Origin of the sequence: Vibrio sp. 14G-20, assembly GCF_026241515.1 — a bacterium.
GTDB lineage: Bacteria > Pseudomonadota > Gammaproteobacteria > Enterobacterales > Vibrionaceae > Vibrio.
Map to the genome: position 1 here is coordinate 84,128 of NZ_JAPHPW010000013.1, position 23,167 is coordinate 107,294.

Consider the following 23,167-nt stretch of genomic DNA (forward strand, 5'->3'; position numbering starts at 1 on the left):
ATAGTGATTAGAAGCGAACTATCAAACCATCACGAAATAGGCCAGCAATGCTGGCCTATTTTTTGGTCACTGTATAAATCGAAAAGAGGTTACTTAAGAGAGTTGTGGATCAGGAACTCTTCTTCAACGCCTTTTAGTTTCATCTCATCCATAATGAAGTTCACCGTGTTCAACAAACGTTGTTCACCTTTTGGAATCAGGTAGCCGAATTGGCTGTTGGTGAACGGTGTTTCACAGCGAGCAGCTTCAAGACGTTCATCAGTCACTTGATAGAACAGACCTTCAGGGGTTTCTGTCACCATCACATCAACTTTACCTTCCGCAACGGCTTGCGGAACGTCTAGGTTGTTCTCGTAACGTGTAAAGCTCGCATCTTGTAAGTTAGCATCCGCGAAAATCTCATTAGTCCCGCCGATATTGACGCCAACACGCACAGAAGAAAGGTTCACTTTCTCAATGCTGTTGTATTGTTCTGCTTTGCCTTTAGCGACTAAGAAACACTTACCAAAGGTCATGTAGCCTTGAGTTTGTTCTGCGTTTAACTGACGCTGCATTTTACGTGTAATGCCGCCCATCGCAATATCGTACTTATCGTCGTCTAGATCGGCCAGTAGATCTTTCCATGTGGTACGAACTATCTGTAATTCGACGCCCAGCTGCTCTGCAACATGTTTAGCTACGTCAATGTCATAACCAGAGTAGGTTTTGCCGTTGAAGTAAGAAAAAGGTTTGTAGTCGCCTGTGGTACCTACACGCAGAGTGCCTGACTTTTGAATGTCCTCTAGCTGGTCAGCTTGTGCTACACCGGAAAGTGCAAGAGTAATGGAAGCAAGTAATAGTGATGTTTTTTTCATTGTAGTTGTCTGTTGTGTTTGTGTTGTTATTCAAAGTAACAGAAACAATCAGAAAAAGAGATCAAACCATTGGAAAGGTCGTAAAAGAAGATAAAGCGAGGGTAGGAGATAGGTACTTCTATCGATTTGTGAGTATTGGTAGAGATGCGTTTCATATTCCATTTTGATAAACGGAGACAAACAAAAAGCCCATGTTATCGAATAACATGGGCTTCATTTTGGTTTAACTTGTTAGCTGCTTATTTAGCTATTTAGCTATTTAGCTATTTAGCAACTGACTCGTTGTTCATCTTAGCCGGAGCTTTAGACGCGTTAACCAGTAGGATACCAACGGTTAGTACCATTGAACCACATAGTAGGAACAACAAGCGTCCTGTTGGTTCGTTTGGAATCAGAGCCATTGCTAGGATACCGAAACCTGCTGTGCTGATAAGCTTACCAAGCATTGAACGCTGTTTAGTATCAAGGTTTTGTTGCTCTTCACCTTCCGCTACAAGCGGCGTGTTCCAGTTAGTGAATAGTTGGTCAACTTCTTTCTCACGCTCTGGCGATAGGCCTTTGTAGAAGCGAGAAGTCATGATGAAGTAACCACCTGTGAACACTACGTGAGCAGCTAAGCTAAGACCGACTTTCAAGTCGCTCCATTCACGGCCTGTAAGCGCTGTTTCTAGACCAAATAGGTTCTCGATGTCTTCTGCTTGAAGAGAGATACCGAAAATGTAAGAAACAAAACCACCAACCACTAGAGTAGACCAACCAGCCCAGTCAGGTGTCTTACGAATCCACATACCTAGTAGTACAGGGATAAGCATTGGGAAGCCAATCAACGCACCTACGTTCATCACGATATCGAACAAGCTTAAGTGACGTAGAGAGTTAATGAATAGACCAATCGCGATGATGATAACACCCATCATGATAGTCGTTAGCTTACTTACAATAACCAGCTCTTTCTGAGTCGCGTTTTGACGAAGAATCGGGCTGTAGAAGTTCATTACAAAGATACCAGCGTTACGGTTCAAACCTGAATCCATCGAAGACATCGTTGCAGCGAACATTGCTGACATAAGAAGACCAACCATACCTGCTGGCATTACGTTCTGTACGAATGCTAGGTAAGCAGCATCACCGGCTTTGTCGCCCATTGATGTGTATTGCTCAGCAAACTCAGGCATGAATGCACTTACGTACCAAGGTGGTAGGAACCAAATTAGTGGACCAACAACCATAAGGATACATGCTAGGCCTGCCGCTTTACGTGCGTTTTCACTGTCTTTTGCACATAGGTAACGGTAAGCGTTGATGCTGTTGTTCATTACACCGAACTGCTTCACGAAGATGAATACAACCCAAAGGATGAAGATGCTCACGTAGTTTAGGTTGTTACCTAACATGAAGTCGCCGTCGAAGTTAGCAACGATGTTAGTTAAGCCGCCACCGTGGAAGTAAGCTGCTACCGCACAAGTGATTGTCACGGCCATGATTACAAGCATTTGCATGAAGTCAGAAGCAACAACCGCCCAAGAGCCGCCCGTTACTGCCATCAATACTAGAACCATACCCGTTACCACAATGGTTGCTTCCATTGGGATGTTGAATACCGCTGCTACAAAGATAGCTAGACCATTTAGCCAGATACCTGCAGAGATAAGGCTGTCCGGCATACCTGCCCATGTGAAGAACTGTTCAGACGTTTTACCAAAGCGCTGACGAATAGCTTCGATCGCTGTTACCACACGAAGTTGGCGGAACTTTGGAGCGAAGTACATATAGTTCATGAAGTAGCCAAAAGCATTGGCTAAGAATAGGATTACAATAACGAAACCGTCATTGAACGCGCGTCCTGCGGCACCTGTAAACGTCCATGCTGAAAACTGTGTCATGAAGGCAGTTGCACCAACCATCCACCACAACATTTTGCCGCCCCCTCTGAAATAATCACTAGTTGACGTGGTGAACTTACGGAACATCCAACCAATAGCGATTAAAAAGAAGAAGTAGGCGAGAACAACAAAAGTATCAATAGTCATCTTTTCAGCCTTTTAAATATCATAATTAACTGGGCTTAGATTAACTCGTCCCAAGGTTTATTTGTACTACAATATGTCTTTAGTATGATCTAGGTCGCATTGATTTTTCACTAAATGCTGAAAGATCTTTTAAGTTACTGTTTTAATTGGTATTAATTGTGCGTGTATTTTATTTTTGTTGTGAAATAAATTGAAGGTTAAATGTTCATATGTATTACAATATAAGAAAAATCGCTCACTTCCTCTTATCTATAAGATTTTAATTATAGCCGTAACAAATATGCTACAAATTAGTGTGTTGTGCGACTAGGTTCACGTTAATTTACAACGCTATACTTGAAGATTCCTAATTGGGAGTTCAAGTGTAGCCTATTGTTTTCACTTCGCTATTTTTGTTTGTCTGCGGCTATGTAGCCTTTCTATGCTATTTACTACTTTCGATCTAGAGAGGCACATATTTGGAATTTTTGTCAGTGAGTGGGCGTTAAACTGGACAACGGGACACATTCTGCGGCTCACTTTGTCTATTGTGACCTTCTGTACATGCTATGCGAGATGTTTGATGATGTATTGAAAAGGAACATTTTTGGATAAGGGGTGATAGGCGTAGATGCGCCAGTAACGCTCAGCTAGATGCGTGCTGACGTTGATTGAAAACTCACATCACTACGCTCTTGCTTGTCTTAGTCACGGACCTGTACGAAGCCATAGAGATAAAGGTGATAGAATGTGGTGGGTAAACAGAAAGTCGATTGAGAGTGTCTTATACCAATCACAGTAAGTGATCAAAAATAGCGTAGGGAAAAGGCTTGAGAACAAGGCAGAAACTTTCGATAAGTAGTTATTCTACAATCAAAAGTTCTAACGCAGTTATCGGGCGTTTTAGCAAGCTAGGGTGACCAGCTATTTACTACGATGGGTATTACTGCTAGTCGGTGCGATAAACGGCAGATAACAAAAAGCCCCACCGAAGTGAGGCTTCATAACTAAATCTAAAACAGATTAAGCGTTAACGTGATCAACAGCGTCACGAACAAGCTTACCTAGTTCGTCCCACTTACCTTCGTCGATAAGGTTAGTTGGAACCATCCAAGTACCGCCACACGCAAGAACAGAAGGGATCGATAGGTATTCATCTACATTCTTCAAGCTTACGCCGCCAGTAGGCATAAATTTAACAGGGTAAACCGCTGTCAATGCTTTAAGCATACCAGTACCGCCAGAAGGCTCAGCAGGGAAGAACTTCAGCGTGCGAAGGCCCATTTCCATTGCTTGCTCAACTAGGCTTGGGTTGTTTACACCCGGTACGATTGCAACACCTTTGTCGATACAGTATTGAACAGTACGAGGGTTAAAACCTGGGCTTACGATGAAATCAACACCAGCTTCGATAGATGCGTCAACTTGCTCGTTAGTCAGTACAGTACCTGAACCGATTAGCATGTCTGGGAACTCTTTACGCATGATGCGAATAGCTTCGATTGCACATTCTGTGCGTAGCGTGATTTCTGCACATGGCATGCCGTTTTCAACAAGTGCTTTACCTAAAGGGATAGCGTCTTCAGCACGGTTGATCGCGATTACAGGGATTACTTTTAGGTTTGCTAGTTGTTCATTTAATGTAGTCATGAATTATTTCTCACGTTAAATGTGGGCTTGCTTTCAACTAAGCAAACCCTTGATTAATAGTTAAAGTGCGTAATTATAGAGACAGATCTGGCGTCGCATCTACAGGAATGATAGCACCTGGATGCTGAATCACAGTTCCTGCCACAATATGACCTGCCAATGCTGCATCACGTGCATTGCCACCGCTTAAACGCTTAGCTAAGAAGCCTGCGCTGAACGAGTCGCCAGCCGCTGTAGTATCAACAATGTTGTCTACTGGGTTTGGAGCAACGTACTGAGCATTTTGGCTTTCAACCACTAGGCAGTCTTTCGCGCCGCGCTTAATGATGATCTCTTTCACACCAGACTCAGACGTACGTGCAATACACTGTTCAATGCTTTCGTCGCCGTACAGCTCTTGCTCGTCATCGAACGTCAGTAGCGCTGTATCGGTGTACTTAAGCATTTTCAAGTACCAAGAAATCGCTTCTTGTTGGCTTTCCCAAAGTTTAGGGCGGTAGTTATTGTCGAAGAATACTTGGCCGCCTTGAGCTTTGAATTTGTCTAAGAAGTTGAATAGCTGCGTGCGTCCGTTCTCTGTCAAGATAGCAAGCGTAATACCACTTAGGTAAACCGCGTCAAAAGAGAATAGCTTATCAAGTAGAGCAGGCGTGTCTTGTTGATCAAACATGAATTTCGCAGCAGCGTCACTACGCCAGTAGTGGAAGCTACGCTCACCAGTTTCATCGGTCTCGATGTAGTAAAGCCCTGGTTGTTTGTGATCAAGCTGAGCAATTAAGCTCGTGTCGATACCTTCTGCTTGCCACTTTTCCAACATGTCGGTACTGAATGGGTCAGTACCTAACGCTGTTACATAGCTTGTTTGGATATCTTGCTCTTTTGTTAAGCGTGACAGGTAAAGTGCTGTATTCAGTGTATCGCCACCAAAACTCTGCTTAAGCCCGTCTTGTTTCTTTTGTAGCTCAACCATGCACTCGCCAATGACCGCGATGTTTAATGATTTCATATGCTTACCTTAGCAACTGAGGTTGCGCTATTAATTATTTTAGGAAATCTTCACGCGCAGGGTTGAAGATATCAAGAAGGATGCTGTCTTGCTCTAGAGCAACGGCACCGTGCATCATGTGTTTACGAGCGAAGTAAGCATCGCCTTCTTTAAGTACTTTCTTTTCACCTTCAATCTCAGCTTCGAAGCTGCCACGAACCACGTAACCGATTTGATCGTGAATTTCGTGAGTATGAGGGTGACCAATCGCGCCCTTGTCAAAACATAGGTGTACTGCCATTAGATCGTCAGTGTAAGCAACGATTTTACGCTTAATACCGCCACCAAGTTCTTCCCATGGGTTTTCATTTAAGATAAAGAAAGAGTTCATTGTGTATCTCCTAATCTGTTTAAATCTTTTAAGTGTTACTTAACTTACATTCATCATAAAGGAATGAGTCTAATTGTAATACAATATATCTAAATTTGTGTGATATTGATCAAGTGATACTTTATATAGCGTAAATAAATCAACAACTTAACAAATGGCTGATATTTACCATTAGTCAACCACATCAATGACTTACGGCTAATTATGTGACTCTACTCATCATTTGGCGACGAATAGGTATAATTAAAGCTCATATTGTATTACTTTATATGAAGTTTGAAAATTTAATCAAAGTTTAAGTAGATAAACTCTTTATTGAGGGTGACAAAGAATATGACGACTAAACCAGTATTGTTGACTGAAGCAGAAATCGAGCAGCTTCATCTTGAAGTGGGCCGTTCTAGCTTAATGGGCAAAACCATTGCAGCGAACGCGAAAGATCTAGAAGCGTTCATGCGTTTACCTATTGATGTCCCAGGTCATGGTGAAGCTGGGGGTTACGAACATAACCGCCACAAGCAAAATTACACGTACATGAATCTAGCTGGTCGCATGTTCTTGATCACTAAAGAGCAAAAGTACGCTGATTTTGTTACAGAATTACTAGAAGAGTACGCAGACAAATACCTAACGTTTGATTACCACGTACAGAAAAACACCAACCCTACAGGTCGTTTGTTCCACCAAATCCTGAACGAACACTGCTGGTTAATGTTCTCAAGCTTAGCTTACTCTTGTGTTGCTTCAACTCTGACACAAGAACAACGCGACAATATTGAGTCTCGCATTTTTGAACCGATGTTAGAAATGTTCACGGTTAAATACGCACACGACTTCGACCGAATTCACAATCACGGTATTTGGGCAGTAGCGGCTGTCGGTATTTGTGGTCTTGCTTTAGGCAAGCGTGAGTACCTTGAGATGTCAGTGTACGGCATTGACCGTAACGACACTGGCGGCTTCCTAGCGCAAGTTTCTCAGCTGTTTGCACCGTCTGGCTACTACATGGAAGGTCCTTACTACCACCGTTATGCGATTCGTCCAACGTGTGTGTTCGCTGAAGTGATTCACCGTCATATGCCTGAAGTGGATATCTACAACTACAAAGGCGGCGTGATTGGTAACACAGTACAAGCGATGCTTGCGACGGCTTACCCGAACGGTGAGTTCCCGGCTCTGAATGATGCTTCTCGTACTATGGGTATCACAGACATGGGTGTTCAGGTTGCAGTAAGTGTTTACAGCAAGCATTACTCGTCTGAAAACGGCGTAGACCAAAACATTCTTGGTATGGCGAAGATTCAAGACGCGGTATGGATGCATCCATGTGGTCTTGAGCTGTCTAAAGCTTACGAAGCCGCTTCTGCAGAGAAAGAAATCGGCATGCCTTTCTGGCCAAGTGTTGAATTGAACGAAGGCCCTCAAGGTCACAACGGCGCGCAAGGCTTTATCCGTATGCAGGATAAGAAAGGCGACGTTTCTCAACTTGTTATGAACTACGGCCAACACGGCATGGGTCACGGCAACTTTGATACGCTAGGTATTTCTTTCTTCAACCGCGGTCAAGAAGTGCTGCGTGAATACGGCTTCTGCCGTTGGGTCAACGTTGAGCCTAAATTCGGTGGTCGTTACCTAGATGAAAACAAATCTTACGCTCGTCAAACAATTGCACATAACGCAGTAACGATTGATGAAAAATGTCAGAACAACTTTGACGCAGAGCGCGCGGATTCAGTACATGGCTTACCGCACTTCTTCAAAGTAGAAGACGAGCAAATCAACGGCATGAGCGCATTTGCTAACGATCATTACGAAGGTTTTGACATGCAACGCTGTGTGTTCATGCTAAACCTTGAAGAATTAGAATCTCCGCTACTATTAGATCTTTACCGTTTAGATTCTGAGAAAGGCGGCAAAGGTGAGCATCAATACGACTACTCGCACCAATACCAAGGTCAAATTATTCGCACCAACTTTGAATACCAAGCAAACAAAGAGCTGAATACTCTGGGTGATGACTTCGGTTACCAACACCTATGGAACGTGGCAAGCGGTGAAATGAAGGGCACAGCACTGGTAAGCTGGCTACAGAACAACACCTACTACACGTGGCTAGGGGCAACGTCTAACGATAACGCTGAAGTTATCTTTACTCGCACTGGCGCTAACGACCCAAGCTTCAACCTACGTTCAGAGCCTGCGTTCATTTTACGCAGCAAAGGCGAAACAACGCTGTTTGCTTCTGTTGTTGAAACGCACGGTTACTTCAACGAAGAATTCGAGCAATCTGTAAATGCGCGTGGTGTTGTGAAAGACATCAAAGTAGTGGCTCACACGAATATCGGTTCAGTAGTAGAGATCACGACAGAGAAATCAAACGTGACAGTGATGATCAGCAACCAACTTGGCGCGACTGACAGCACTGAACACAAAGTAGAACTGAACGGCAAAGTATACAGCTGGACAGGCTTCTACTCAGTAGAAACAATTTTAAGCCCAGAATTAGAAAGCACAGCAGAGCAGGGGAAATAACAATGAGCTATCAACCACTTTTACTTAACTTTGATGAAGCAGCAGAGCTTCGTAAAGAACTTGGCAAGGATAGCCTTTTAGGTAACGCATTGACTCGCGACATTAAACAAACTGACGCTTACATGGCGGAAGTTGGCATTGAAGTACCAGGTCACGGTGAAGGCGGCGGTTACGAGCACAACCGTCATAAGCAAAACTACATCCATATGGATCTAGCGGGCCGTTTGTTCCTTATCACTGAGGAAACAAAGTACCGTGATTACATCGTTGATATGCTAACTGCTTACGCGACGGTATACCCAACACTTGAAAGCAACGTAAGCCGTGACTCTAACCCTCCGGGTAAGCTGTTTCACCAAACGTTGAACGAGAACATGTGGATGCTTTACGCTTCTTGTGCGTACAGCTGCATCTACCACACTATCTCTGAAGAGCAAAAGCGCCTGATCGAAGACGATCTTCTAAAACAAATGATCGAAATGTTCGTTGTTACTTACGCACATGACTTCGACATCGTACACAACCACGGCTTATGGGCAGTGGCAGCGGTTGGTATCTGTGGTTACGCAATCAACGACCAAGAGTCTGTAGACAAAGCGCTTTACGGCCTGAAACTAGATAAAGTAAGCGGCGGTTTCTTAGCGCAACTTGACCAACTGTTCTCGCCTGACGGCTACTACATGGAAGGTCCTTACTACCACCGTTTCTCTCTACGCCCAATCTACCTGTTTGCAGAAGCGATTGAACGTCGTCAACCTGAGGTTGGTATCTATGAATTCAACGATTCAGTGATCAAGACAACGTCTTACTCTGTATTCAAAACGGCATTCCCAGACGGTACATTGCCAGCGCTGAACGATTCATCGAAGACAATCTCTATCAACGATGAAGGCGTTATCATGGCAACGTCTGTGTGTTACCACCGTTACGAGCAGACTGAAACTCTGCTTGGTATGGCTAACCACCAACAAAATGTTTGGGTTCACGCTTCAGGTAAAACATTGTCTGACGCGGTTGATGCAGCAGACGACATCAAACCATTCAACTGGGGTAGCCTGTTTGTAACCGACGGCCCTGAAGGCGAGAAAGGCGGCGTAAGCATCCTTCGTCACCGTGACGAGAAAGACGACGACACCATGGCGTTGATCTGGTTTGGTCAACACGGTTCTGATCACCAATACCACTCTGCTCTAGACCACGGTCACTACGATGGACTGCACCTAAGCGTATTCAACCGTGGCCACGAAGTACTGCACGATTACGGCTTCGGTCGCTGGGTAAACGTTGAGCCTAAGTTTGGCGGTCGTTACATCCCAGAGAACAAGTCTTACTGTAAGCAGACGGTTGCTCACAACACAGTAACGGTTGATCAGAAAACGCAGAACAACTTCAACACAGCACTGGCTGAGTCTAAGTTTGGTCAGAAGCACTTCTTCGTAGCAGACGACCAGTCTCTGCAAGGCATGAGCGGCACAATTTCTGAGTACTACACAGGCGTAGACATGCAACGCAGTGTGATTCTTGCTGAACTTCCTGAGTTCGAGAAGCCACTAGTGATTGATGTATACCGCATCGAAGCTGACGCTGAGCACCAGTACGACCTACCAGTTCACCACTCTGGTCAAATCATCCGTACTGACTTCGATTACAACATGGAAAAAACGCTTAAGCCATTAGGTGAAGACAACGGTTACCAACACTTATGGAACGTGGCTTCAGGCACAGTGAACGAAGAAGGTTCTCTAGTAAGCTGGCTACATGACAGCAGCTACTACAGCCTAGTAACCAGCGCGAATGCAGGCAGCGAAGTGATTTTTGCTCGCACTGGTGCTAACGATCCAGACTTCAACCTTAAGAGTGAGCCTGCGTTCATCTTACGTCAGTCTGGTCAAAACCACGTGTTTGCTTCTGTACTAGAAACGCATGGTTACTTTAACGAGTCTATCGAAGCCTCTGTAGGCGCTCGTGGTCTAGTTAAATCAGTATCTGTTGTGGGCCATAACAGTGTCGGGACTGTTGTTCGCATTCAGACTACTTCTGGCAACACTTACCACTACGGTATTTCAAACCAAGCTGAAGACACGCAGCAAGCAACTCACACTGTTGAGTTCGCAGGTGAGACATACTCGTGGGAAGGATCATTTGCTCAACTGTAAATGATTAACACACATGCCGTTTAACGATGGCTTGTGTTGATGTGGTGCTTTGCGGGAACGAAGCATCACATTGAATTCAGTCGTGATTGCAAAATCGTTCGTTGATACCAACAACGACTGAATACATCGGGAATAAGTCAAACCGAGTAACTCATTGCGAGTTGTTCGGTTTTTTTATATGTGCAGAAAAGGGAACAATGTGACAAAAGAAAGATAATGCACTAAATAATCAAAAACAGTCATTATGATGTCGATGTGTAAGCTACAGTAAATGTTAGGAATGAAATAATTAAGGATAAATCATGAAGTTAATGGAAGGATTGGCGTTAATACTTACAGCTTCTTGTTCTACTTATGCGCTAGCGAATGACACACAAAACTATGCGAATACAGATCAATTCGTGCGCTATCTTTATCAGGACAAAATTAGCTACGGAAAGTTGACGAAAAGTGCAATTTTTCCAATCAATGGTGACATCTTTAGCGAGTACTCCGTTGATAATACCTCAATTCCACTAGAATCGGTTGAGCTGTTGCTTCCGACTGAACCCGAAAAAGTGTTCGCCGTTGGTATGAATTACATGAGCCACGCTGCTTCTCATCCTGATTTACCTCCACCAATGTTCCTAAAATTACCGTCTTCTTTGATTTTATCTGGCGAAAAAATTCATGCGCCTTTTGATGCCCAAAATGTGCATTTTGAAGGTGAACTGGTGGTCGTCATTGGCAAAGAAATTAGTAAAGCAAGTCAAGAACAAGCAGAAGATGCGATTTTCGGCGTGACAGTCGGAAATGACATAACGGAAAGAAGTTGGCAGAACAGTGATTTACAGTGGTTGAGAGCTAAGGCTTCGGATGGGTTTGGACCAATCGGGCATACTATTGTGAAAGGCATTGATTATAATAATGTTCAACTTACAACACGTGTGAATGGGAATGTCGTCCAGAAAGAAAACACCTCTTTTATGATCCATAGCCCGCGTAAAGTAGTCAGTTACTTAAGTCATTACTTTACTCTTAAACCCGGGGATCTTGTTTTCATGGGGACGCCAGGAAAAACACATGCGTTGTCAGACAAAGATCAAGTGAGTGTCACGATTGAAGGGGTAGGGACGGTCGTTAATGAAATTCGGTTCTAAGCGTGAGTTAGCCTGTAACGGCTTAACAAACGAAAAGCCTACTCAGTGTGAAGTGAGTAGGCTTTGATCTTATTGACTAGCTAACCAACTAGTTAACGTTGCGTTTATTATTTAGATTAAGGCTTTACGTGCTTTGGCTGCCAACCACTCCGAGAAAATAACTGTCACGAGAATCGCACAGAAAATCACAGTTACTTGAGGCCATGCAAGCATTGCCATCGACTCTTGCAGTTTTAAGCCGATACCGCCAGCACCCACCAAGCCTAAAACTGTAGACTCACGAATATTGATATCCCAACGGAATAAGCTCGTGCCGATGAAACTTGGCATTACTTGCGGAAGAATGCCGTAGTTCAACACTTGCAGCGGAGATGCCCCCGTCGATTGAATCGCCGACATCTGTGTTACGTTCACTTCTTCAATAGCCTCATACATTAACTTTGCCACGAAACCAATCGAACGTAGCGCTATCGCAATGATACCGGCCAACAAACCTGGGCCAATGATTGCTACCAACAACAACGCCCAGATTAAAGAGTTGATTGAACGACTTGCCGCGATGATGAACAGCGCAATAGGTCTGATAAACGTTGTGCTGGGCGTTGTGCTTCGTGCAGCTAAGAACGCAACCGGAAAAGCGAGTACTATCCCCAACAAAGTGCCAAGTGTCGCGATGTTAATCGTGTCCCACAACGGGCTCCAAAGTGACTCCAAGTAGCTCCATCTTGGTGGCCACATACGTGACGAGATATCAGCAAGTTGGTTGGGTGAATCAGTCACAAAGTACCAAATCGTGTCTTTGTTCATGATTTGCCATGTAAAAACCGTTAGGACAACAAAGCAAAGCCAACCAAGCCAGAGCATTAGGCTCTGTTTACTGTCGTAACGCTGCCATTGGGTACGATTCATAGAGCTTGTAGAGGTGTCATTTAGCGTGCTCATTCGTCGTTCCTTACTGCACATGTTTGCGGATGATGGTTGATAGATATTCACACATCATCACGATCACGATAATAATCAATAGAATAGCGGCCGCTGCGCTGTATTCGTAACGGTCCATAGCGGTGTTTAATGTTGCGCCGATACCACCTGCGCCAACAATGCCAATCACAGCAGACTCACGAAAGTTGATGTCGAGTCGGTACATCGAAAGCCCGATAAAGCGTGGCATCACCTGTGCTTGAATTGCGTAATTCACCTGTTGTAACCAGCTTGCGCCCGTTGCACGCATTGCGGTGAGTGGTGCTGGGTCAATGGCTTCAATCTCATCGGCGAACAGTTTTGCGAGAAAGCCGATGGTCGCGAAGGTGAGCGTGACAAAACCCGCAAACGTACCAAAGCCAAACAGAGCCACACACAGAATCGCAACGATGATCTCTTGTAAGCTACGAGCTATCGAAATAAACGCACGGCAGAATAGATAAACGGGAGTAGGGGCAAGGTTTTTGGCTGCGCCTAATCCGAATGGGATTGAGAGAAAGACACCTGCCACGGTTGACGTGAGTGTCATGGTTAAGCTCTCAATCAAACCTTGTGAGATGTTGTTCCAACGGCCGCCAAAATCAGGGTTCATGAAAGCCAAAATGAACTGCCAGCCGCGTTCGCTGCCTTCGTAAATTCGAGTCCAGTTTATGTGCACCGACTGGGTTGCAAGGTATAAGTATACCGCAACAATGATGATCAAACTCCAACGCAGCCATGGGTTGGAAATCAGTGGCGGCTTGGTCCATTGTTTTGGATATGACTGAATCATACTGTTGCCTCTGACAAGCGAGGATTCGTGATGTTCAGGTCATCTTCCTCTTCTTCTACCTGTTGGCTCCAATCTTCTTCACCGTAGATCTGTGTCAATACATCCTCAGTGAGCAGATTTGGTTTGTCATCAAATACAACACAGCCTGCATTTAGGCCGACAACGCGGTCAACAAACTGTTTTGCTAACTGAACGTCGTGAATATTGATGATGGCTGGTAGCTGTTGCTCTGAACAAATCTCGCTGATCAATCGCATGATCTGGCGAGCAGTACGTGGGTCGAGTGCGGCCGTTGGCTCATCAATCAACAGTAATTTCGGCTTTTGAGCGAGTGCGCGAGCTATACCCACACGTTGGCGCTGACCGCCCGACAGAGCATCGGCTCTTTTATTGGCGTGTTCTAATAATCCAACGCGGTCTAGTAGGCCATAAGCGGCTTGGATATCTGATTCTGGGAAACGGCGCGTAAAGCTTTGCCAGAAATTCACGTACCCTAAACGGCCTGAAAGTACGTTTTCCATAACCGTCAAACGTTCAATCAGTGCGTACTCTTGGAAGATCATCCCAATCTCACGGCGTGATTGCCTAAGTTGTCTCTTAGAAAGCGTTTCGAGGTTGGTATTGGAAAAGATAACTTCGCCGCTAGTGGGCTCAGTAAGTCGGTTAATACAACGAATAAGCGTTGATTTACCCGCACCAGATGGGCCAATTAATCCAACAACTTCGCCAGCATTCACTGATAAGCTGACGTTAGTTAGGGCTTTGTCAGAACTTGAATAGTGCTTGGTAAGCCCTTTAAGGGGAAGAGTCGACATAAAATTCCTATAAGGACGGTGTACTAAGAGTTCGCCAGAGGCAGACGTGGAGAGCAAACCGGAAAGAGTGGTGAATAACTGCAGGTAAGTATTCCTGCAGTTAGTTTAATCAGTGTATGATTGGCTTTTTAGTTCGTTTGAACTTAGCTACACGTGTAAGACACTTTGTTTGCTGTATCGATAGTACGAATTACTTCCCAGTGCTCTTGGTAAGTGATTGGAACAAATTTCGCTTCGCCGTTACGCTCGAATTCATCTTGAAGCTTTGTGCCTTCCCAGTCGAAAGTGAAGAAGGCTTTTTGAATCTTCTCTTGCAGCTCTGGCGTCAGGTTGTGTACAGTACCGTAAGCTGTTGTTGGGAAGGTTTGAGACTTGTAGATGCTCTTGATTTGACCTTCTTTCACAACTTCGCGTGAAAGCATACGGTTCAATACTGAGTTAGCAACGGCCGCCGCATCGTAATCCTTATGTGCTACACCTAAGATAGAGTTGTCGTGCGCGCCAGAGAACGCAGGTTTAAAATCACGATCCGGTTGAAGTTGGTATTCAGCATCTAAAATTGCAGAAGGAGCTTTGAATCCAGAGTTAGAAGTTTGCGCTGTGAAAGCGAGATTTTTACCTTTCAGATCTTCTACTTTTTCAATGCCAGAACCAGGATGAGTGATGATTTCCATTTCGTAACCGAAAGAACCATCTTCAGCCGCCATCATTGTGAATGGGGCAAAGCCTGCACAGTTAACCGCTAGTGGTGTCGAACCTGTGTTGAAACCTGCAATATGTAGACGACCTGAACGCATTGCTTCAATTTGAGCAGCGTTATTTTGAACAGGAAAGAAACGAACCGTCTTTTCTGTGGTTTTTTCAAGGTGGCTCAAAAACTCGCTCCACACATCAGCGTATACTGCAGGATCTTCAACTGGCGTATAAGCGAAAATTAGCGTGTTTGGGTCAACCCATTGTGATTCATCTTGAGGAACATCGGCGACCAAGTTACCAGAGCGATCTTCGTATCGTGTATCCATTGCTAATGCAGAACCAGAATAAATCAGCGCAGCAGTAATAGCGCTCTTAAGCGTGAGATTTGTTTTTTTTCGGTTTCATTATTTCAGTCCTATTGAGTTATCTGTTGGGAAGGGAGTATAGGAATCGACGATGACAGAACCGCTGCTTTTTGATGACGGATTTATAAATGATGTAACATAATATTTCTGGTTGGATGGGAGTGGATGTTTTCTAAGTGGTTGATTAATTTGTTAAATTAACAGGCTGTTCTTCGCTTTTATTTTACTCAATTGGCTGTAGGTTGAAATACTGTTATAGTCATCATTAAATAATACATAAACATAACATATAAAATAAGTGAACTTATGGTTAGCACTTTTAATTCAATTTCGGGCTCGAAGCGTAGCCTACACGTGCAAGTCGCACGTGAAATCGCTCGTGGAATCTTGTCTGGTGAACTGCCACAAGGTTCTATTATTCCTGGTGAAATGGCGTTGTGTGAACAGTTTGGTATCAGCCGAACGGCACTACGTGAAGCAGTTAAACTACTGACTTCTAAAGGTCTGTTAGAGTCCCGCCCGAAAATCGGTACTCGTGTAGTAGACCGCGCATACTGGAACTTTCTTGATCCTCAACTGATTGAATGGATGGATGGTCTAACCGACATAGATCAATTCTGTTCTCAGTTTTTAGGCCTTCGCCGTGCGATTGAACCTGAAGCGTGTGCATTAGCTGCAAAATTTGCGACTGCTGAGCAACGTATCGAGCTTTCAGAGATCTTCCAGAAGATGGTTGAAGTGGACGATGCAGAAGTGTTTGACCAAGAACGTTGGACAGACATCGATACTCGTTTCCACAGCTTGATCTTTAATGCGACAGGTAACGATTTCTACCTGCCATTTGGCAATATTCTGACTACCATGTTTGTTAACTTTATTGTGCACTCTTCTGAAGAGGGCAGTACATGTATCAATGAACACCGAAGGATTTATGAAGCGATTATGGCAGGTGACAGTGAAAAAGCACGTACAATGTCGGCTGCTCATTTGCAAGACGCCAACCACCGTCTGGTGACTGCGTAATAGGAATGAATAGAGCGTGTATGAGTAATTTCATATTGAGATGAACAGTATCACGCTCGGATAAACGACTTAAAAGGGTATGCCAAGTGCATGCCTTTTTTATTGTCTGTTTTTACAGAAATTGATTGTTTATTGTGTACTAAAAAGCCAGAGACATAGGTCTCTGGCTTTGGTGTTTTCATGTTATTGGTTATTGGTTATTGGTTATAAGTCACAAGCTAAATGCGATGTCTTAACCGCTACCCATTGAACAAACAGTCAACTATGGATATTGCTCAGTTTCCTTTTGTTTCTGCTTTTTCTTCATTTTCAACGTTGAATAAACAGAGAATACAGCTAACAAGATAAACGCGAGTGCAATAGGGCGCTCATAAAGGAAAGACCAACTGCCATCGTACATCAACAGTGATTTCCTCAGGTTTGTTTCTGCCATTGGCCCTAAGATGATCGCAAGCAGAATTGGCGAAGACGGAATATCCAGTTTAGTTAAGATAAAGCCAAGTAGACCGAAACCGATTGCAATACCCACATCAAACATCGAGTTGTTAATCGCGTAAGCACCAACAATTGAAAGGAAGACAATGATTGGAATCATGATGATCTTCGGTACTTCAATGATGCGGCAGAAGAAGCGAATACCCAGTAAACCAATCACTAACATCACAAGGTTAGCAACCAACATCGAACTGAATACGCCATAAACCACTTCCGGGTTTTGGGCAAACAGCAGAGGCCCTGGTGTTAAACCTTGAACAATGAGTGCGCCTAGAAGAACCGCTGCCACGGCATCCCCAGGAACTCCCAGTGTTAATAACGGAACTAGTGAGCCACCCGTTACACCGTTGTTTCCTGATTCGGCTGCTGCTAGACCTCGAACTGATCCTTTACCAAATTCTTCTGGGTTTTTCGATGAACGTTTTGCTTCGTTGTAACAAACGAATGCCGAAATATCAGCACCAGCACCCGGAACAGAACCGATGGTGGTTCCCATCAAACCACTTTTTACAGCCGTTGGTAGCATTTCTTTGAGGTCACTTTTACTTAATAGTTTGTGGTCAAATTTCGGTGCAACGACTTTTTTCTCAGAGAACAGTTTCTCTAGTTGGTTTAATGCCTCAGACAGAGCGAATAAACCAATCAAGACAGGGATGACATTGATTCCGCTGTAAAGATCCATGATGTCAAAAGTAAATCTTGGCACACTGCTGATTGGGTCGAGTCCTACAGTTGAAACCAATAATCCAATGGTTCCTGCAAGTAATCCTTTAAAAATGTTGTTTGAAGAAACACTCGCAATAATCGTTAAACCAAACAGAGCGAGTGCAAAATATTCTGGCGCATTAAAACGCAGTGCAAAGGTCGCTAATTTAGGCGCAATCGCGATGAGGACGATAGTACTTAATAGCCCGCCAATAAATGATGCAACAGCAGAAATACTTAATGCTCTTGCTGCTTGTCCTCTAACAGCCATCGTGTGACCGTCGAGTACACTTGCTGCAGAAGCTGGTGTCCCCGGGGTTTTAAGCAAAATTGCGGCAATTGAGCCACCGTAAATCCCACCAATGTATACACCAATTAACATCACAAGAGCTGAAGTCGGTTCCATACCAAAGGTAAATGGAAGGAGAATCGCCACGCCCATTGTCGCTGTAAGGCCGGGTAGTGCGCCTAAAATAACGCCTCCCAGTACGCCAAAAACAAGGACAGGAAGCACTGCAAAGCTAACTGCAGTTGCGAGGCCATCGATTAGATATTCAAACATATTACCTCCTATGACCACGTTGCTTCAGGAAGGGCGATGTAGAACACCTCGCCAAACAGATAGTAAACCGCGAAAACAAAGACAACGGCGACAACGTAATAGATTGGCTTCTTCACTTTGAAGTAAACGAGGTAAAACATAAATGCCATCAAACTCGCGTAAAGGTAGCCAACCACACTGATGAGTAATGCGTAGCCAATAAGAAAAGCAACGCCGAAAATCGACATCTTGCTTATCATCGCTTCTTGTTGTTCAGAGGAACCTTTTAATTTGTGTTGAATGATGAGAACTATACAGATAGCAATTTGGGCAATCACAATCATCATCGGGAAGAATTTTGCATCGACACTTGCATCTTGGTACATCGGACGATCAAATTGAGTGATCAGCGCGAGAGCGATTGCGCTAAGGATAATGATGATAGAAGGGAAAACGACGTTTCGGTTTAAGTTAGAGTGAGCGTTAGACATGGAGTTTACCCCTAAAAAGTAAAGCAAGGGAAAGGTACAAACTAATAGCAGAGGCACAACTGATAAAAGCTGTGCCTCTGAACAAAGGTTATTGAATTAATTGAGTCAGTGATTTTGTATCTTCTGCGACAAATTCAGTGAAGGCTTTGTCATCAAGGTTGTGAATCGTCATAGCACCTTTCTCCATGAAAGATTTGAACTCTTCACTTGCCATTGCTTGATCAAATGCAGCTCCTAGTTTCTCGATTACTGCATCAGGTGTATCTTTTGGAGCACCAATACCGCGCCATGTACCTGTTACTACATCAATGCCTTGCTCTTTCAAAGTAGGAACATCTGGAATGTATTGAATACGTTCTTCAGACATGACACCTAATGCTTTTAGTTGGCCTGAACGAAGTTGAGCGATAGCTTCACCAGGAGTAACCATAGTAACGTCTGTATGATGGCCTAATACAGCAGGAATTGCTTCTGATGCACCGTTGTAAGGGATAGCGTTTAGTTTGATGCCTTGATCTTTTTCAAGAGACATTAGGTAGAAGTTTGGCGCAGCGGTTGAAGCGAATTTTACGCTGCCTGGTTTTTCTTTGGCTTCCTTAATCAGGTCGTTAATCGTGTTGTATGGGCTATCGGCTGCAACCAATACGACCGCAGGATCTAAGTTAACTAAACGAATGAGTCTAAAGTCATCAGCGGTATGACGCATTAAACCCATTTGAGGAAGTGAAGCAATTTCACGTGTTACCACTGTCAACGTGTAACCATCAGCACGCTGCTGAGCACCAAAGCTCATACCAACGGCGCCAGCACCACCCGTACGGTTCATGATTGAAATGTTTTGTCCTAAAATGTCTTTCGCACTATTTGCAAGGGTACGGCCAACAGCATCGGTACCGCCGCCCGCGCCAAATGGGACAACTAAGCGAATATTCTTGCTCGGGTAGTCAGCTGCAATTGACGTTGCAGAAACAAGTATGCCGGCTGCCAGCATGATGGATTTCAATAATTTACTCATAGTAAGTTCCTTCTGTTTCTAATTATTAGCGATATGTTTTTGTAGGGTTTTCTGCTTTTTCTGTTTGGTACTCGTGCATTGTTAGCTGTTCAATAGCTACTGCTATCCAGCCACTGATCAGCATGTCATACCATTGTTGTACGCCACTGCAGGCAACAACCACGTTTCCGTAGACAAACGAACCATAAAACAGTAAGTCTTCGTCACGTAGTGAAGATGGGTGTTGGGAATGCAGTGTTAGATTGCTTGTCGATTCTCGCCACGCTTGTTGTGCTTTCTTACGGGCAAGGTGATCAAATTTGATTGTCCAGTTATCAGGATCTCCTAACGATTCTTCATATAGAATGGCGTCTTCAAAAGAGGATTCCCAAGGCTTAAGGTGTGGATTCATGACGACAATATGCAGTTCTTTTCGATTTGTTCTTTCAAACAGCTTGTCGATAGCGGGTTTTACGATGTCGATCGCGTCTTGAGTGATATCTTTCATTGAGCGCATGCCGCATGTCCTTACGTTTAGTAGATGAATATAGAATATTGTATGACAATAATTCTTCAATTAACGATGACTTGGAAGCGGGGAGCGGTCACAAGTGAAAGTCTTCTAACAAGACTTCGATCTTGTTTTAACCATATTATGTCGGAAATAGTGTGATTCTGGTCTTTTTATGAACTGGGTATGAATAGATACAGATCCGGTTCCAGTTTTATTTTAGCTTGATAATGGAGCGCCCTAAAAAATACGGGATAAATGCGCACATGTCCGCGGCTCTCCTACAAGACGCTAACTACCGTCTAGCAACTGTAAGCTAAACGAGGTTTTGAACTTTCATGTGAACCAAGTAAACGTCCCGATGAACTGTTTATAGGTTCATCAAAACCAGTCAAAAAGGTATGCCAAGTACGTGATTTTTTTGTTTTGGGAAGCGTGTTGCACCATGTGTAGCACTGTTTTGGTTCATTCCCGATTAACTCTTTCTTAAGTCAATTCTTCCTTGTATACGTCTAGCGGTAGTGCTTTAGCATCGCAATTAAAAGAATATTGCGCCCGAGATACGTGTCTTAGACACTCGAACCCCCTAAAAAATAATTATGCATCATTTATGATTTTTCATTTTTTGTATTTTGAATCCACCATCATCTCAACAAGATATGACGCTTCTATATTGATTAATTTACGTAGAATTCTAATGAAATTAGCTACTCTCAATTGATAGAAAATACTGGTTTATTGTGTGATAAATGAGGGGAATTCAGTTCTGATTTGGCTTTTATTATTTTTGAGAATTTTATATTTATATGTGTTTGGTTGTACTTGTTAATAAGTGTGCAAAGTCTCACTTTCTCATAAGTAATTGATTTTTATAGGGTAGGTGTTCTTGTGGTTTGGTTTCTCATGTTTTTACCTCAAACCCCAGTAATTTCCTTAATGGATTAGCCATATTCCATCCTATGTCATATATATAATTAACTTAATCAATCAAAATAAGATCGCCATCACTTATTTGGATTATTGTACTACAAATAAGGTTTGAGATTTCCTATAGTCCTCGTAACAAATTACAACGGACAAAGGATACACGATGGAACTCAACACGATTATTGTCGGCATTTATTTCCTATTCTTGATTGCGATAGGTTGGATGTTTAGGACATTTACTAGTACCACCAGTGATTACTTCCGCGGGGGCGGTAATATGCTGTGGTGGATGGTTGGTGCAACCGCCTTTATGACCCAGTTTAGTGCATGGACATTCACCGGTGCGGCAGGTAAAGCGTATAACGATGGTTTTGCCGTAGCGGTTATCTTTATCGCTAATGCTTTTGGTTACTTCATGAACTTCGCATACTTCGCACCTAAGTTCCGTCAACTACGTGTAGTGACGGTAATTGAAGCAATCCGTATGCGTTTTGGTGCGACTAACGAACAAGTGTTCACTTGGTCTTCAATGCCAAATAGTGTGGTTTCTGCAGGTGTATGGTTAAACGCATTAGCAATCATCGCTTCTGGTATCTTCGGCTTCGACATGACAGCGACTATCTGGATTACTGGTCTAGTAGTATTAGCTATGTCAGTAACGGGCGGTTCATGGGCAGTTATCGCATCTGATTTTATGCAGATGGTTATCATCATGGCAGTTACGGTTACATGTGCTGTTGTAGCGGTTGTACAAGGTGGTGGCGTTGGCGAAATCGTTAATAACTTCCCTGTAGCAGAAGGCGGTTCATTCCTTTCTGGTAACAACATTAACTACCTAAGCATCTTCAGCATCTGGGCATTCTTCATCTTCGTGAAGCAATTCTCAATCACGAACAACATGCTTAACTCTTACCGTTACCTAGCGGCTAAAGACTCAAAGAATGCTAAGAAAGCAGCACTGCTTGCATGTGTGCTAATGCTTTGTGGTGTATTCATTTGGTTCATGCCTTCTTGGTACATCGCTGGTCAAGGTGTCGACCTAGCAGCTGCTTACCCAGAAGCTGGTAAGAAAGCAGGTGACTTTGCATACCTATACTTCGTACAAGAGTACATGCCAGCAGGTATGGTAGGCCTTCTAGTTGCGGCGATGTTTGCAGCGACAATGTCTTCTATGGACTCAGGTCTAAACCGTAACTCAGGTATCTTTGTTAAGAACTTCTACGAAACTATTGTTCGTAAAGGCAACGCAAGTGAGAAAGAGCTAGTAACGGTTTCTAAGATTACTTCTGCAGTCTTCGGTATCGCTATCATCCTTATCGCTCAGTTCATTAACTCGCTTAAAGGTTTGAGCCTATTCGATACAATGATGTACGTTGGTGCTCTAATCGGCTTCCCAATGACTATCCCTGCATTCTTAGGCTTCTTCATCAAGAAGACTCCAGACTGGGCAGGTTGGGGTACGCTAGTAGTGGGTGGCTTTGTATCTTACTACGTAGGTTTCGTTGTAAACGCTGAAATGGTGTCATCTGTATTCGGTCTTGAAGAGTTAACGAGCCGTGAATGGTCTGATGTTAAAGTTGCGATTGGTCTAATTGGTCACATTACACTAACAGGTGGCTTCTTCATCCTATCGACATTGTTCTACAAACCACTGTCTGAGAAGCGTCAAGCAGACGTTGATAAGTTCTTCGGTAACCTATCTACTCCGTTAGTCGCTGAGTCTGCAGAACAGAAAGTACTGGATAACAAGCAGCGTGAAATGCTTGGTAAACTGATTGCAGTAGCAGGTGTGGGTATTATGCTAATGGCTCTACTAACTAACCCAATGTGGGGACGTCTAGTCTTCATCTTATGTGGTGTGATTGTTGGTGGTGTTGGTGTGCTACTTGTTAAAGCGGTCGATGACGGCGGCAAGCAAGCGAAAACGGTAACCGAAAGCTAATACATAGAAAACGTTTATAATAGAATGCGACGACTCGAAAGGGCGTCGCATTTTTTGTTCTGCGAAACGGAAAAACCGTCAGGTGAAAGATATCTGACCTAAATCACGAAAACTGTACAAAGTGGTTCAATCGAGTCGAAATGTATTCAATTGTCCTACAATAAGACGTATATTATTGCTAATTCCTTTCAAT

General features: G+C 43.7%; 18 protein-coding genes. 5 read left to right on the forward strand and 13 right to left on the reverse strand.

What is annotated here, in order from left to right; translation table 11 throughout:
• Window positions 1-89: 89 nt before the first annotated feature.
• From OQJ75_RS13455 to OQJ75_RS13475, 5 genes are all read right to left on the reverse strand, one after another.
• On the reverse strand, window positions 90-854 hold the full coding sequence (locus OQJ75_RS13455; RefSeq protein ID WP_265973820.1) for a transporter substrate-binding domain-containing protein: 765 nt from the start codon (window positions 852-854) through the stop codon (window positions 90-92).
• 263 nt (window positions 855-1,117) lie between these two features.
• Complete coding sequence (locus OQJ75_RS13460; RefSeq protein WP_248371803.1) at window positions 1,118-2,884, reverse strand: sodium:solute symporter family protein; 1,767 nt, start codon at window positions 2,882-2,884, stop codon at window positions 1,118-1,120.
• A gap of 1,002 nt (window positions 2,885-3,886) precedes the next feature.
• Window positions 3,887-4,513, reverse strand: coding sequence for a bifunctional 4-hydroxy-2-oxoglutarate aldolase/2-dehydro-3-deoxy-phosphogluconate aldolase (locus tag OQJ75_RS13465; protein ID WP_017069898.1), 627 nt, complete (start codon window positions 4,511-4,513; stop codon window positions 3,887-3,889).
• 73 nt (window positions 4,514-4,586) lie between these two features.
• Window positions 4,587-5,519, reverse strand: a complete 933-nt coding sequence (locus OQJ75_RS13470; protein ID WP_265973819.1) for a sugar kinase — start codon at window positions 5,517-5,519, stop codon at window positions 4,587-4,589.
• Between the two features lie 34 nt (window positions 5,520-5,553).
• Entirely contained in the window at window positions 5,554-5,889 is a 336-nt protein-coding gene (locus tag OQJ75_RS13475) for a cupin domain-containing protein (RefSeq protein ID WP_265973817.1), read from the reverse strand.
• 333 nt (window positions 5,890-6,222) lie between these two features.
• Between OQJ75_RS13475 and OQJ75_RS13480 the strand changes: the two genes are divergently transcribed.
• The 3 genes from OQJ75_RS13480 to OQJ75_RS13490 all read left to right on the forward strand — a co-directional run bounded on the left by OQJ75_RS13480 (window position 6,223) and on the right by OQJ75_RS13490 (window position 11,716).
• Window positions 6,223-8,421, forward strand: coding sequence for a heparinase II/III domain-containing protein (locus OQJ75_RS13480; protein WP_265973816.1), 2,199 nt, complete (start codon window positions 6,223-6,225; stop codon window positions 8,419-8,421).
• A 2-nt stretch (window positions 8,422-8,423) separates the two neighbouring features.
• On the forward strand, window positions 8,424-10,577 hold the full coding sequence (locus OQJ75_RS13485; protein WP_248371799.1) for a heparinase II/III domain-containing protein: 2,154 nt from the start codon (window positions 8,424-8,426) through the stop codon (window positions 10,575-10,577).
• A 302-nt stretch (window positions 10,578-10,879) separates the two neighbouring features.
• A complete protein-coding gene (locus OQJ75_RS13490; RefSeq protein WP_265973815.1) occupies window positions 10,880-11,716 on the forward strand; it encodes a fumarylacetoacetate hydrolase family protein in 837 nt (278 codons plus the stop codon).
• 111 nt (window positions 11,717-11,827) lie between these two features.
• Here the strand turns inward: OQJ75_RS13490 and phnE (OQJ75_RS13495) are convergent, their stop codons facing one another.
• The 4 genes from phnE (OQJ75_RS13495) to phnD all read right to left on the reverse strand — a co-directional run bounded on the left by phnE (OQJ75_RS13495) (window position 11,828) and on the right by phnD (window position 15,306).
• Entirely contained in the window at window positions 11,828-12,658 is an 831-nt protein-coding gene (phnE, locus tag OQJ75_RS13495) for a phosphonate ABC transporter, permease protein PhnE (protein WP_265973814.1), read from the reverse strand.
• Between the two features lie 10 nt (window positions 12,659-12,668).
• Entirely contained in the window at window positions 12,669-13,469 is an 801-nt protein-coding gene (gene phnE, locus OQJ75_RS13500; protein WP_265973813.1) for a phosphonate ABC transporter, permease protein PhnE, read from the reverse strand.
• On the reverse strand, window positions 13,466-14,284 hold the full coding sequence (gene phnC / locus OQJ75_RS13505; RefSeq protein WP_265973812.1) for a phosphonate ABC transporter ATP-binding protein: 819 nt from the start codon (window positions 14,282-14,284) through the stop codon (window positions 13,466-13,468). Before phnC ends, phnE (OQJ75_RS13500) begins: the two co-directional genes overlap by 4 nt.
• Before the next feature lie 143 nt (window positions 14,285-14,427).
• Window positions 14,428-15,306, reverse strand: coding sequence for a phosphate/phosphite/phosphonate ABC transporter substrate-binding protein (gene phnD, locus OQJ75_RS13510; RefSeq protein ID WP_265973811.1), 879 nt, complete (start codon window positions 15,304-15,306; stop codon window positions 14,428-14,430).
• A 345-nt stretch (window positions 15,307-15,651) separates the two neighbouring features.
• On the opposite strand from phnD, the gene OQJ75_RS13515 reads away from it, so the two are divergent.
• Window positions 15,652-16,368: a FadR/GntR family transcriptional regulator gene (locus tag OQJ75_RS13515; RefSeq protein ID WP_017632247.1), complete on the forward strand. Its 717-nt coding sequence runs from the start codon at window positions 15,652-15,654 to the stop codon at window positions 16,366-16,368.
• A 262-nt stretch (window positions 16,369-16,630) separates the two neighbouring features.
• On the opposite strand, the gene OQJ75_RS13520 is transcribed toward OQJ75_RS13515, so the two are convergent.
• The 4 genes from OQJ75_RS13520 to OQJ75_RS13535 all read right to left on the reverse strand — a co-directional run bounded on the left by OQJ75_RS13520 (window position 16,631) and on the right by OQJ75_RS13535 (window position 20,111).
• Window positions 16,631-18,130 carry a tripartite tricarboxylate transporter permease gene (locus tag OQJ75_RS13520; protein WP_210473535.1) on the reverse strand — a complete coding sequence of 500 codons (1,500 nt, stop codon included), beginning with the start codon at window positions 18,128-18,130 and terminating at the stop codon, window positions 16,631-16,633.
• A gap of 8 nt (window positions 18,131-18,138) precedes the next feature.
• Window positions 18,139-18,600, reverse strand: coding sequence for a tripartite tricarboxylate transporter TctB family protein (locus OQJ75_RS13525; protein ID WP_265973810.1), 462 nt, complete (start codon window positions 18,598-18,600; stop codon window positions 18,139-18,141).
• An 88-nt stretch (window positions 18,601-18,688) separates the two neighbouring features.
• On the reverse strand, window positions 18,689-19,615 hold the full coding sequence (locus OQJ75_RS13530; protein WP_265973809.1) for a tripartite tricarboxylate transporter substrate binding protein: 927 nt from the start codon (window positions 19,613-19,615) through the stop codon (window positions 18,689-18,691).
• A 25-nt stretch (window positions 19,616-19,640) separates the two neighbouring features.
• Window positions 19,641-20,111 carry a hypothetical protein gene (locus tag OQJ75_RS13535; RefSeq protein ID WP_265973808.1) on the reverse strand — a complete coding sequence of 157 codons (471 nt, stop codon included), beginning with the start codon at window positions 20,109-20,111 and terminating at the stop codon, window positions 19,641-19,643.
• 1,084 nt (window positions 20,112-21,195) lie between these two features.
• Between OQJ75_RS13535 and OQJ75_RS13540 the strand changes: the two genes are divergently transcribed.
• Entirely contained in the window at window positions 21,196-22,974 is a 1,779-nt protein-coding gene (locus OQJ75_RS13540; RefSeq protein ID WP_265973807.1) for a sodium:solute symporter family transporter, read from the forward strand.
• The last annotated feature ends 193 nt before the right edge of the window (window positions 22,975-23,167 follow it).